The sequence below is a fragment of the Mesorhizobium amorphae CCNWGS0123 genome (assembly GCF_001686985.1).
Taxonomy (GTDB): Bacteria; Pseudomonadota; Alphaproteobacteria; order Rhizobiales; family Rhizobiaceae; genus Mesorhizobium; species Mesorhizobium amorphae.
Map to the genome: position 1 here is coordinate 221,787 of NZ_CP015322.1, position 11,409 is coordinate 233,195.

An 11,409-nucleotide genomic window follows, 5' to 3' on the forward strand; every position below is an offset into this window, starting at 1 on the left:
AAAGTCAGCACCTCGCCCACTGGGCACCTCGTCCGCGGGTGTCGATGAGGCTGCCTGTTTTAAGGAAACCAGTGGGTCAGCAGTTGAGGAGAAACGAATGAACCCGGAGGCTTTCAGCAGTCCACTTTTCGTGAAACGTGCAGCGTATGTCGTGCAAGAGATTGCCGGCCTTGCGGACGCTATCGATTTTCTCAACGACTGGCCAGAAGATCGCAGAGACATGATCCACGAAGCCGCCCTCAGGGCGTGCTATGATGCATACGACGGGCGAAAACCTGTAAGCGTAGCGCGTAACGCCTTTTTCGGCTTTGCGAAACGTGTCGCCATATTGGAGGATGCAACCTCCGCAATGCAGTGGCTCGCTGCCTGCAAGTCGGGCAGTGGAAAAGTCCAACTGTAGGCGTCGGCGAAGAGGGCCTCGGGAAGAAGGGCAGGCGCCGCACGGGAGGCAGCACTAGGAAACCCTGGACTTGACGATGCGTCAGTCGATGAGCGGCAGCGCCCGAGCGCAGTGACGGCGCCGTCAAGCGCCTGGCAGCGCGCCCCTCGTCGACATCTCGAAAACATCGAGCAGGATGGCCAGCCCCACGCCGCACGCGGTGAAGATGAGGCCCGCCATGAAGATGCGGTTGGCGCGTTCGTAGATGGGTCGGCGCAGCGAACTCATGTCGAGCAGCATGGACAGCGCCCGCATCTGCAACGCGATGCCGAACAGGATCGGCACAACGGCGAACAGATCGTAGAATCGCCATGGCATGGGGTTAGCAGCCCAATGCGTGACGAAGCCGAGCGAAAAGGCAAGCAAGATCCCCACGACGGTGATTGTGCCGTTGCGGAAAATCGTCTCGATCAGCTCTTCCTTCGGATCGTTCTCGTCCAAGCGCCCTCCCCTCCATCAGCCGTAGCATGTCTTTGCGCGGTTAAGATTAAGCTCTCGGGGAATCCCTGTACATCGCCGCCAATTAGTCAAGGGCCGAGGCCTGAGGCCGCAAGGCAACCGCTTCAGGTTTGCGCTGCCCGTTGTATCGCTTAGCGGGGAGCCATAGGGCTTTACCGTGAAGTGAACGAGGGAACAGCGCCTGCCACTGGAGCTGCGCTCAGAGCGGGCGTGAGCGCAGGTCAAGCGCGTCAGGATTGAAGCTTCTATTGTCGAACTGCCCATGACAGCCGGAAGTGCGTACAACGAAATAACGAAGGGCACGGTGGTGTCGGGTCGCCCATCAGACGCCCTCGTATCTAGGGGCGAGAATGAAATCGAAAACCGGGTCGGGCTGGTCACGCATCGGCTCTCGCAAAACAGCTGGGGAAGTTACGGCCGCTTCGGCGTGTACTGCGAGCGCGGCAGGCGTCATTCCGAGTGCGGCCTCAAAGGGCCGGCTAGGCAGAGACGTCACCTGGCGAAAAAGGGCTGCAGCTCTCGCCGCATGGCGCTCGGCAGCGCCCCGCTTTCCCTCGCGGATCTTCACCCCGGCCGCCGCCAACAGGATCAATCCCTTGAAGAAAGGGCGATGCTGAGTGCTTCGTTTCGCAGCGTGCCAAAGAGGCTCCCAAGCCTCATGAGCTTCCCAGTAATAGCCGTGATTGAAAAGGTCCACACCCCATCGAAACCCCTTCGAGTTGAGGGATTCCTCGACGGCAACAACGGCCACCGGGTCGCTTTGGTAACTGTGGCCTAACGGATCGCGAACCGGATGAGGATGCTTGCCAGGCAGGTAAGCATAGCCCGGAAAGTTCTTTTCGGGCAGCAAGCGAGGATGTGACATAGACCCCAGAAATCATGAAAGCACGTCAATGACAATTCATGTCACATGGAATCTGATGGGACACGGCCCTGCATTGGTTGCTGGATCCTTCCATCCCTGAGATTTCAGCTTACGCCTTACACGCACGAAGCCGGATGTTTCCGGCGGCAAAGCGCCATTCGGTAGCAACCGCCACCACCTAACCCGAACTGCCGTTCATGTGTCATGGCGGCGTTGTCGTGCCGTCACGATTCTGTCGATCATTTTTCCGAGCGTCAGTTCGCGATAGCGCTCGTCAAGGCAGCTGTCGGAAGCGAACGTCTCCAAGATTTTTAGGGGATCGACACCCAATTCATCTACGACTCTTCGGCCGTAACGATCGCTCCTTAGGTAGTTAAAAATCTCTCGGAAGCAGCGATTAACTTCCTTGATATCGCCGTCGTCCAATGCATCTCTTATGTAGACTTCCAGGATGGCAATCGTTGCATACAACTGTTTCCACGCGAATTTATCTCGCCGCATGGTGGCCGGCGACAGCATATTCGCGACTCGACTCTTGAGGCAGAGGACTGGATGCATGACAGCAACATCTGCCCGCAGCAGCTTTCCGTCCGAATCTGCTTCAAGCCGGATGACCGAAACGCCGTTTTCCAACTCGCGTTTTGTGAGACCCAGAACGCCGTGCATGAAGTCGATCTGCAACTTCTTTCCGTTGACCTCGGCCACGACAACTGCCGTGTTCGGCGTGTTCATATCATCTGCATTTGGAAGATAGACTTTCCCACCAAGCGCCTGCGCCAGGCTCTCTGCCGCCTTCTTCGTGCCGAAATAGTCGATGTCCTTACTCGTCAGTTCGGAGCTGGACGACAACTCAGGAGTTCGGTCTTGGTAGAACCATGCCCACAGGTTGGTAGCCTGGCCGCCGATGACAAATGTGGCATCATCGATCGTAAGTTTTGATGCTATCTGGAGAACGTCTACCGGGCCGAAACGCGCAGGCTCGTCACTCATCTCAACGCGACTGAGGCCCTGCGAACAAGAAGCCGGGCCTTCGACCGATCCAGGGACGAGAAAAAGCCATTCTCATCGCGAAGTTCCTTAGCGGAAATCTGCTTGGACGCAAGGCGCGCAAGGTCGACATCACGGGAACGCTGCTTCTCCGCGCGACGATCCTTCACGTTGAAATGGCCAACCTTAACGCTCACGACTACCTTCCTCGATCGAGCAATATATCTGCCCGACCTGCCTGAAAGTCAATGCGGCGGGCGGCTGCATGGCAACCAGTGTTAACCGTCACTGAAATGCGGGTGAAGCAGTTAGCGAGTTTGGCCCATGCTCGTTTACGGCTCGTTGCCTCGAAGTTAAAGAACCGATCGACTCCTGCGGCCAGATCCACTAATGGCCCGCTTATGTCAGGCAGATCCGCATACGGCGCTGATTTCGACGGCCTCCCGAAGCCGCCGCATCGCCATGTGTATCGGCGACCATCGCCTCAGGAGCCTGAACATGAGTACCCACGCCTCTAGTTCCCGCACGCCCCGCCTAGATTCTAGAACGTCCGGACCGGTGGCGTTTCATCCACGTCAATCACGACGCTGAGGCGCGGAGGTGCGAAATACCAGGACGGCCAGCACTTCCTGATGTCCCCGGGATGCCGGGACATGCCCATCCAGCACCTCGTCAAGATTGACGAAGAGAAAGCCTACGCGATCTTCCGTCAGTTCCGCTGGCCTAAGACCCAGGGCGAGCCTGTCTGCCCCCCTTGCGGCGTTCTCGACTGCTACGTACTCCGCAGGCGTCGCCGCGAGTACTCAGTCACCTCCAGCACCGTGTTCGCCTTCCGCAAGCTCAGCTTTTGCAAGATGCACCAATCGCTGGCGTTCAACGTGAGCAGTTTGAGGACGGGCCGAAGGCCGGGCACTGGTGTTGAACCAGATTTGGGCTTGGCGGGGCAGCCGCGTGCTATCGTCTTTCATTGAAAAGCACGGCCGGCGTCAGCTATTGCGACAAGGTCCGCGACATCCGCAATGATCGGCGCGCCCATGAACACTTGACCCAAGCGCCTTCGGATAGCTCGGCTCGGCCAGCGTTTTGACAAACTTTGCCAAAATATGCCATGCTGGTATAGGGTACGGAGGGCACTATGGCAACGATGAACGTATCACTACCCGACCCGATGAAGGATTGGGTCGAGGGGCAAGCCAAAACGGGCCGCTACGCCAACGCGAGCGATTATGTGCGCGATTTGATCCGCCGGGATCAGGAGCGAAATGACAAAATCGCGGCCATGAAGCGTTTTGTCGATGATGGCCTGAAAAGGGGCGCCGGCAAACGTTCCAGGGAAACGCTTTTTGCGGAAGCGGCCAAACGCGCTGAGACGCCGCGCGGCAATGGCTAATGGGAATTCGCCTCTCGTTAACAGCGGAAGAGGACATTATCGGTATTGCCGAGCAGGCAGTGCACCTGTTCGGTGCTGTGCAGGTCAGAGAAGATCATGACGAGATGTTCGCGATCTTCGATCTGATCGCTGCCAATCCGCGCATGGCCCGGGAGCGGCTTGAACTATCGCCGCCAATACGTATTCAACCATTCGAGGCCCATCTCATCGTCTACCTGATCGAAGCCAACGACGGCATACTCATGTCCGTGTGCGCCACGGACATGGGTCCTCATGACGCCTCAGGATCGATGATCCCCCATCAGCCTCTGGGATTGCACACCCAAGGCTTGGGAATAGTCTGGCACAGGATAAACTTTCTGGCAGCACGACATCGGCGCAAGCCGTGCCTTTGCCATTGAGTTGACTGGAGCGTTGGTACTCAATTTCCTCCCTATCTGACTTCGACCTGGGTCATTGTCCGGCAATCAGCGTTTGTCGATCTGGCCGCCTGTCTTTACTTCCTGCTCGCAGTCGTCGATTTCGAACAGATCGATCGCCGGGATACAAAACGGCAAACGGGATCCGCTTTTGATCCGATCCCCCCTGGTCAAGCTGTTCGCCAGTCTCGCTGCCTGACCGGCACTTCGCCAATTCGCGTGCAGACATTGCAACAGATCCTTCAAAGAAATTCATACACTCTTAGCAACACCAAATTCGTTGGAATGGTAAGCTCATCGTCGAATCCGAGGTAAGTAGGTCAAAAGCCTGGCGACACTTACTCTCAATGGTCAAACTGCAATTCTTTGCGGCAACAGCAGAAGAGCGCACATCATGGGTTGTTGAAAAACTCTACTGTCGCCTCAAAACAAGTGCGCGCTCAAAAATAGGAATGGTTCCTCGCGAACATGGCCAGTGTCTAGCGCCGGATTAAGCAACAACATGATTTGGTTCGAAAGCTGCAGCATCTGCGGAGATTGCCAAATGACAAATTCATTAGGACGAGTGCCATGTCTTTCTATGTGGCTTGATGCTGACCAATGATGACGCTGGTCAGCCGGCTACGCACGGCAGCGCATTTGGATCGCCTTCGAATCCTGGGCCTTTGCGCGCATGCGGACCTAACTGTCTGCGAACTAGCGGAGATTCTGGGCGTGCGTCGCGAGCGGATTGTGCGACACGTCCGGCTGCTCGCCAGAGCCGACTTTCTTTGCTGCAACGAACAACGTCCGTGGCGCTCGTACCATCTGAAAGCAGGCAAGGACGGCGGGCTGGTTCAACTATTGGTCGATCTCCTGCCCCATGGCGCCGGCTATCATAAACGGGACCTGCAGCGGCTCGAAGCGATCCGAGACGCGCGGCCGAAGGGACCGCCTGCCTGATCGTGAAATAAATCAATCCAAGCGGAGCGAGAAGCTACCATGGACAACACCACCGACGGCGCCATCGCGCAGCCCGAAACCTCCGCATGGTCTCCCTTGGCCGCGGTTGATCGCCGCGTTCACGAACTGCTTCTAAGACAGGAGCGGCAGGAGCGGACAACGCTCAAACTCATCGCCTCTGAGAACTTTGCCTCCTCGGCCGTTCTGGAAGCGACCGGTTCGATTTTCACGAACAAGTATGCCGAGGGGTACCCCGGTGCACGATACTACGCGGGAAACGAGATCGTCGATGAGCTTGAGAACCTTGCGATTGAGCGGTTGAAAACACTATTTGGCAGCGAGCATGCCAACGTCCAGCCTTATTCCGGCTCGCCGGCCAACCAGGCTGTCTATCGCGCGCTTTTGAGCCCCGGTGACAAAGTCATGGGCTTGCCCCTTCCGGAAGGCGGCCATCTCACTCATGGTTGGGCCATCAATTTTTCCGGAACAGACTATAAGCGGGTGCCCTATGGGCTGCACGAAAAGACGCAGCAAATTGACTATGACCGTTTGCGCGAAACAGCAAAGCGCGAACAGCCTCGGCTCATTTGGGTTGGCGGTACTGCTTATCCCCGTATCTTTGACTACGCGCTGATGGCAGAAATCGCTCTGGAGACGAACTCCTATCTCGTGGCCGACATCGCGCACATCAGTGGCCTGATTGTCGCAGGAGCGCACCCGAATCCGGTTTGCCATTGCGACGTCGTCACCAGCACCTCTCACAAATCGATCCGCGGTCCCCGCGGTGGCTTCATTTTGTCGAGGAACGAAGATCGCTATCAGGCTCTGTACCATCCCAAGAGCAAATACAATCTCGCCAGGCGGATAGATCGCGCTGTCTTCCCTCAACTGCAAGGAGGGCCTCATATGAATGTTGTCGCTGCGCTAGCTGTCGCTTTGCAGGAAGCCGCGACCCCGGCCTTCCGCAGCTACGGTCACCAGATCGTCAAGAATGCCAAGGCTCTGGCCCAGGCGCTTCTGGAGCGAGGTTATGACCTGGTCACCGGGGGGACTGACAATCACATGCTGATCCTTGATCTGCGTGATCGACCACTGTCAGGAAAAGCTTATGCCGAGCGGTTGGCAAACGCTGGCATCATTACGAACTTCAATATGGTGCCGGGCGACCCGCGCGACCCGGCGGTCGCAAGCGGAATTCGCTTGGGGTCGCCAGCAGTGACCTCAATGGGCATGCGCGAGGGGGAAATGCTGCAGATCGCCGATTTCATTGACTTGGTCTGCCGTCAGCCCAACGATCCGGATGTTCACACCAGCGTGCGAAGAGACGTCGCCGACTTCTGCGCTGCGTTCGGGGTGCCCGGCATCACCGACATCTAAGGCGAGCTCATCAAAATGCTCCATACAACTCCACACCCGAAGCGAGGCATTTCATGGCTAGGCAGTTCGTGTTCTCTTCTGAATCCGTCGGCGCGGGACATCCGGATAAATTGGCCGACAACATCTCGGATGCCATCCTCGATGCGGTCCTGCGCTCCGATCCAAAGGCGCGCGTCGCCTGTGAAGCTTTGGTGAAGACCTGTGAGGCGTTGGTCAAGACAGGGATGGTCGTTCTGGCTGGCGAGATCACCAGCGATGCGCAGGTCGATTACAGCCAAGTTGCCCGAGACACGATTCTCGATGTTGGATACGATGATGATGCCGTTGGCTTTGATGGTCGGCGTTGCGCCGTCGTCCTGGCCCTCACCGAGCAGTCGCCCGACATTAGCCAAGGCGTTGACGAGGGTCGGGGGCAGGATCTCGAGCAGGGCGCGGGGGATCAAGGCCTGATGTTCGGGTTCGCATGCAGCGAGACCGATACACTGATGCCCTTGCCGATCCAGCTCGCTCATCGCTTGACGAAAAGGCAGGAAGAGGTCCGCAAAGCAGGACAGCTTAGCTGGCTGCGTCCGGACGTGAAGTCGCAGGTGACTGTCCGCTATGAAGGTTTGCGCCCAGTGGGGCTGGATACCATAATCCTGTCGACGCAACATGCGGAAGAGGTCTCACAAGATACAGTCCGGGAAGGCGTCGTCGAGGAGATTATAAGGCCGGTCTTGCCGACCGATTTGGATACGGCGGGGATCAGGATCTTGGTCAATCCAACGGGGCGGTTCGTGGTGGGTGGGCCGCGCGGCGACTGCGGCCTTACAGGGCGCAAAATCATCGTCGATTCCTATGGTGGGATGGGGCGTCACGGCGGCGGCGCCTTTTCGGGCAAGGACCCGTCCAAGGTAGACCGCTCGGCTGCCTATGCGGCCCGCTATGTCGCGAAGAACATCGTTGCTAGCGGACTTGCGGAGGTCTGCGAGGTTCAGCTTGCTTACGCGATCGGCGTGGCCAGTCCGGTTTCTGTCATGGTCAATACTTTCGGAACGGCGAGGATTGAGGAAAAAAGGATCGAGGGCCTCGTTCTTGAGCTGTTCGATCTCAGACCGAAGGGCATTATCAAAATGCTTGATCTCTTACGTCCGATATACCGCAAGACCGCGACATATGGACATTTCGGCCGTGAAGAGCCTGAGTTCACCTGGGAGAGGACAGACAGAGCCGAAGACTTGCGGCGCGCGGCAGGGCTCGCAGCCGCATGAACGCCGACGTCGACTGGATTGTCATTTGGAAAACCCATTCCAACTCGCCAGATCCGCACGTGGCCGCAGAAAGCCGGCAGGTTCATCGCGGAGACATTGATGCCGGATTATGACGTGCTTTGCATCGGCAATGCCATTGTCGACATCATCGCCCAGTGCGACGAGGACTTCCTCGAGACCAACGGCATCATCAAGGGCGCGATGAACCTCATCGACACCCAGCGCGCCGAACTGCTCTACAGCCGCATGGGCCCGGCCATCGAAGCGTCTGGCGGCAGCGCCGGCAACACGGCGGCCGGTGTCGCCAGTTTCGGCGGCCGCGCCGCCTTCTTCGGCAAGGTTTCGAACGATGCGCTGGGCCAAATCTACGCGCACGACATCCATGCGCAAGGCGTCGCCTTCGACACCAGGCCGCTCAAGGGCGAGCCACCGACAGCGCGCTCGATGATCTTCGTCACCCCCGACGGCGAGCGTTCGATGAACACTTATCTCGGCGCCGCCGTCGAACTCGGGCCGGAGGATGTCGAGGCCGACAAGGCTTCCGGCGCCAAGGTCACCTATTTCGAGGGCTATCTGTGGGACCCGCCGCGGGCCAAGGAAGCGATCCGGCAGACGGCGAAGCTGGCGCACGCGGCAGGCCGCGAAGTGTCGATGACACTCTCGGATTCGTTCTGCGTCGACCGCTACCGCGACGAGTTCCTCGACCTGATGCGTTCGGGCACCGTCGACATCGTCTTTGCCAACAGCCACGAGATCAAGTCGCTCTACCAGACATCGTCGTTCGACGAGGCGCTGCTGCAGATCCGCAAGGATTGCCGGATCGCCGCCGTCACCCGCTCGGAAAAGGGCTCGGTCATCGTGCGCGGCGACGAGACCGTGCTCATCCAGGCGACCGCGATCAAGGAACTGGTCGACACGACAGGCGCCGGCGATCTCTATGCGGCCGGTTTCCTGCATGGCTACACGCAAGGCCGCGACCTCAAGACGTGCGGCGACCTCGGCTCACTGGCCGCGGGCCTGGTGATCCAGCAGATCGGCCCGCGCCCGCGCCAGAACCTGCGCCGCGAGGCTGAACAGGCTGGGTTGCTTTAGGGGGCGTGCGAACTACGTCCCCACCCCGGTGCAAGCTGTCCAAGGAAAGTGCGGGCAAATCGCTATCTCAAGATCGACGTATTGGGATCAAGAGCGACGTCGACACCCGGCCGAGACTGCCAAGACAGGCCAGCATCCTTAAGATCGTGTCCGTCGACGCACGTCGGTTCGGTCCGCTGGTGCTCCCCCGCCGCTGGCTCTCATCTGCTGCCCGCTTCGCCCTGCAGACACCAGAGAGCGAAGCCTCCACGGCCGCGAAAATCTCGGCACGGCGGCTCGATACCAGGACCGGATCGCCATTTTGGGGAGGTGATCGGTGCAGGTGCCCGGCGTGGATCACGCCATCCATCTCCTGACTGTATCATAGCCATCGTCCTTTTCAGCCGGCACAGCCTCCCGACCGCCGGATCGATGATGAAGATACCCTCTGGCGAATAGTCTCTTTTTGAAGAGTGTGACGGTCTGCGCCGTCCTACTTGTTCCGGCCTGTTGCCATGCCCTCCTGCTCCGCGCACGCGGCAAGGCGTTGTCACTCTACCGTGCAACACCCTGTGGAAATACGACAGGTGCACCAGAATAACCCGGTCTGGGCTAAAGATTTTTCAGGCAAACCCCAAAAAGCGAAACGGCAGCCCTTGGTGTTCACGCCGCCGCTTGGGCTAGTACTACAGGTTGCGCATGTCCACGCCGTTTGTAGTGACAGATGGTGGCTGCGGGCCGATGTCGTGGTCGCCAGAGCGACCATGGCGGCGATTGGCTCCTTCGAACTCCTTTCGTTCGGTTTGCTCCATGCGCTGCGGCGAAGATCAGCCGATAGCGTGGAGAGGAACGCCAGGGCGGCCATGCACAGGCTCATGTGGCGATGCCATCCGTGCCAGGACCGAGCCTCGCAATGATCAAGTCCGAGATCATCCTTGGCGCGCCAAAAGCACTCCTCCAGTTCCTCGGGCGAGGTTTCCTCAAGCCGACGATCCCCTCCACGGCGCATGGAGGACGTTCTCGGACTGCAATGCCTCGGAGCCAACACACAGCTTTTTCTCGATACGCTGCGAGCGTGGCTTCAACTGGCGAATGATTTGCCAAGGCGGCGTTTGTCCGGGGTGGGTCAGACGGATTCCGCCGACGTCCACTCCGTCCCGGTCGAGCAGCACGCGGATCAAATCTTCTCGACTCAACTTATTGTAATCAGTCATTTTTTACCTCGACAGAGCCGCTAGGTGCCTGCTCCTGAATGAATTTGAAGCTAGGCCGGGCCCGCCGAGGCGTGAGACCATACGCTTTTTGATCTGTTGCTGTGAGTCGACCTCGATAGGAACATCACATGAACAAACGCAAGTGACTACGCTCATCTCGCGACTTCCCGCAGGGGGTTAACGATATCGACTCCCTCGAAATCTTTCTCATTGTCCGTGACGACAAGGCACCCATTTCTCTCGGCAACAGCGGCGATGATCGTGTCGAGAGCGCTTCGTGGGCGGCCTTTGGCCTTGCCATCTGCCATTAGCCGCGCCCAGATCAGACCTGCTTTCTCGTCGAATGCGAGGATTCGATCCGCGAACAGAACCTGCGGCCCTTCAGACCCAGTGAACCACTTGTCGAGTGCATCGCGCTTTCTGCCGCGTGGTTTCTCCAAAATCCCGCGTCGGATTTCCGCAACGGTCAGCGAGGCGATAAACAGGTCCTCATCGCGCTGTGACGACATCCATGCCACGAGTGATTCTGATGGCTGCGGTTTGACGACATTGCTGATGATGTTGGTATCGAGCAGGTAACGCGTCACAGGTCGACCTTGCGCCCCTCTTCGCGGGGCCGGCTGAGGTCGAGGTCCGCGCCAACCAGAGGCGAGCGACGCAACGCAGCGAGAATGCCGCCCGCTTTCGGAGACTCACCCGCCACTGCCTGCCGTACGGCCCGACGAAGCTGTCCGGCTTCCGGCCCGCCCTCCGTCAATTTCCGGGCAAGGGTTCGCAGTAGATCGCGGTCGGCGTCGAACGCCTGGATCTCGAACCGCGCGATGCCGCGCTCAGTCAGGCGAGACCGATAATTCTCGATGGCTCTCTTCTGCGCGCTGTTGCTCATCGCGTGCCTCCGTTCTATATCCGGATATATAGCCGTCTTTTCCTTGGAGCGCAAGGCTGGTGAAACTGTTATGCATCCCGGTGGGTGAGGATGGCCTCCCCAAGGCATTC

At 58.6% G+C, this 11,409-nt stretch carries 13 protein-coding genes and 2 pseudogenes; 8 read left to right on the forward strand and 7 right to left on the reverse strand.

Annotated elements, in window-relative coordinates; translation table 11 throughout:
* The first annotated feature begins 97 nt into the window (after positions 1-97).
* The gene (locus A6B35_RS31025) at positions 98-400 is read left to right on the forward strand and encodes a DUF982 domain-containing protein (protein ID WP_006199654.1); all 303 of its coding nucleotides are present in this window, start codon (positions 98-100) and stop codon (positions 398-400) included.
* Positions 401-523: 123 nt separating this feature from the next.
* On the opposite strand, the gene A6B35_RS31030 is transcribed toward A6B35_RS31025, so the two are convergent.
* The 3 genes from A6B35_RS31030 to A6B35_RS31040 all read right to left on the reverse strand — a co-directional run bounded on the left by A6B35_RS31030 (position 524) and on the right by A6B35_RS31040 (position 2,753).
* Positions 524-880, reverse strand: a complete 357-nt coding sequence (locus A6B35_RS31030) for a hypothetical protein (protein ID WP_006199653.1) — start codon at positions 878-880, stop codon at positions 524-526.
* Between the two features lie 340 nt (positions 881-1,220).
* Positions 1,221-1,748, reverse strand: coding sequence for a DUF309 domain-containing protein (locus A6B35_RS31035; RefSeq protein WP_244425829.1), 528 nt, complete (start codon positions 1,746-1,748; stop codon positions 1,221-1,223).
* 210 nt (positions 1,749-1,958) lie between these two features.
* A complete protein-coding gene (locus A6B35_RS31040; protein WP_006199651.1) occupies positions 1,959-2,753 on the reverse strand; it encodes a hypothetical protein in 795 nt (264 codons plus the stop codon).
* A 650-nt stretch (positions 2,754-3,403) separates the two neighbouring features.
* On the opposite strand from A6B35_RS31040, the gene A6B35_RS31045 reads away from it, so the two are divergent.
* The 7 genes and pseudogenes from A6B35_RS31045 (at position 3,404) to A6B35_RS31075 (ending at position 9,220) form a co-directional block, all read left to right on the forward strand.
* A complete protein-coding gene (locus A6B35_RS31045) occupies positions 3,404-3,721 on the forward strand; it encodes a transposase (RefSeq protein WP_006199649.1) in 318 nt (105 codons plus the stop codon).
* A 164-nt stretch (positions 3,722-3,885) separates the two neighbouring features.
* The gene (locus A6B35_RS31050) at positions 3,886-4,140 is read left to right on the forward strand and encodes a type II toxin-antitoxin system ParD family antitoxin (protein ID WP_006199648.1); all 255 of its coding nucleotides are present in this window, start codon (positions 3,886-3,888) and stop codon (positions 4,138-4,140) included.
* A pseudogene (locus A6B35_RS31055) lies at positions 4,140-4,417 on the forward strand (type II toxin-antitoxin system RelE/ParE family toxin). The gene A6B35_RS31050 and the pseudogene A6B35_RS31055 overlap by 1 nt, the downstream one beginning before the upstream one ends.
* Before the next feature lie 742 nt (positions 4,418-5,159).
* Positions 5,160-5,501 carry an ArsR/SmtB family transcription factor gene (locus A6B35_RS31060; protein ID WP_006199646.1) on the forward strand — a complete coding sequence of 114 codons (342 nt, stop codon included), beginning with the start codon at positions 5,160-5,162 and terminating at the stop codon, positions 5,499-5,501.
* Between the two features lie 39 nt (positions 5,502-5,540).
* On the forward strand, positions 5,541-6,878 hold the full coding sequence (locus A6B35_RS31065) for a serine hydroxymethyltransferase (protein ID WP_006199645.1): 1,338 nt from the start codon (positions 5,541-5,543) through the stop codon (positions 6,876-6,878).
* 53 nt (positions 6,879-6,931) lie between these two features.
* On the forward strand, positions 6,932-8,128 hold the full coding sequence (gene metK / locus A6B35_RS31070) for a methionine adenosyltransferase (RefSeq protein ID WP_006199644.1): 1,197 nt from the start codon (positions 6,932-6,934) through the stop codon (positions 8,126-8,128).
* 99 nt (positions 8,129-8,227) lie between these two features.
* Entirely contained in the window at positions 8,228-9,220 is a 993-nt protein-coding gene (locus A6B35_RS31075; protein ID WP_006199643.1) for an adenosine kinase, read from the forward strand.
* 745 nt (positions 9,221-9,965) lie between these two features.
* Here the strand turns inward: A6B35_RS31075 and A6B35_RS37630 are convergent.
* The 4 genes and pseudogenes from A6B35_RS37630 to A6B35_RS31090 form a co-directional block, all read right to left on the reverse strand.
* Positions 9,966-10,160, reverse strand: a pseudogene (locus tag A6B35_RS37630) (IS701 family transposase); the annotation flags it as partial.
* A gap of 19 nt (positions 10,161-10,179) precedes the next feature.
* Positions 10,180-10,413, reverse strand: coding sequence for a hypothetical protein (locus A6B35_RS35895; protein WP_006199641.1), 234 nt, complete (start codon positions 10,411-10,413; stop codon positions 10,180-10,182).
* 152 nt (positions 10,414-10,565) lie between these two features.
* Entirely contained in the window at positions 10,566-11,000 is a 435-nt protein-coding gene (locus tag A6B35_RS31085) for a type II toxin-antitoxin system VapC family toxin (protein ID WP_006199640.1), read from the reverse strand.
* A complete protein-coding gene (locus tag A6B35_RS31090; protein WP_006199639.1) occupies positions 10,997-11,299 on the reverse strand; it encodes a hypothetical protein in 303 nt (100 codons plus the stop codon). Before A6B35_RS31090 ends, A6B35_RS31085 begins: the two co-directional genes overlap by 4 nt.
* Positions 11,300-11,409 lie beyond the last annotated feature (110 nt).

What these genes read in the sequence shown, in the direction of transcription:
- A6B35_RS31060 (WP_006199646.1), top strand. Translation starts at nt 5,160, where the DNA reads ATGATGACGCTGGTCAGCCGGCTACGCACGGCAGCGCATTTGGATCGC.
- A6B35_RS31025 (WP_006199654.1), top strand. Translation starts at nt 98, where the DNA reads ATGAACCCGGAGGCTTTCAGCAGTCCACTTTTCGTGAAACGTGCAGCG.
- A6B35_RS35895 (WP_006199641.1), bottom strand. Translation starts at nt 10,413, where the DNA reads ATGACTGATTACAATAAGTTGAGTCGAGAAGATTTGATCCGCGTGCTG.
- A6B35_RS31075 (WP_006199643.1), top strand. Translation starts at nt 8,228, where the DNA reads ATGCCGGATTATGACGTGCTTTGCATCGGCAATGCCATTGTCGACATC.
- A6B35_RS31065 (WP_006199645.1), top strand. Translation starts at nt 5,541, where the DNA reads ATGGACAACACCACCGACGGCGCCATCGCGCAGCCCGAAACCTCCGCA.
- metK (WP_006199644.1), top strand. Translation starts at nt 6,932, where the DNA reads ATGGCTAGGCAGTTCGTGTTCTCTTCTGAATCCGTCGGCGCGGGACAT.
- A6B35_RS31090 (WP_006199639.1), bottom strand. Translation starts at nt 11,299, where the DNA reads ATGAGCAACAGCGCGCAGAAGAGAGCCATCGAGAATTATCGGTCTCGC.
- A6B35_RS31040 (WP_006199651.1), bottom strand. Translation starts at nt 2,753, where the DNA reads ATGAGTGACGAGCCTGCGCGTTTCGGCCCGGTAGACGTTCTCCAGATA.
- A6B35_RS31045 (WP_006199649.1), top strand. Translation starts at nt 3,404, where the DNA reads ATGCCCATCCAGCACCTCGTCAAGATTGACGAAGAGAAAGCCTACGCG.
- A6B35_RS31050 (WP_006199648.1), top strand. Translation starts at nt 3,886, where the DNA reads ATGGCAACGATGAACGTATCACTACCCGACCCGATGAAGGATTGGGTC.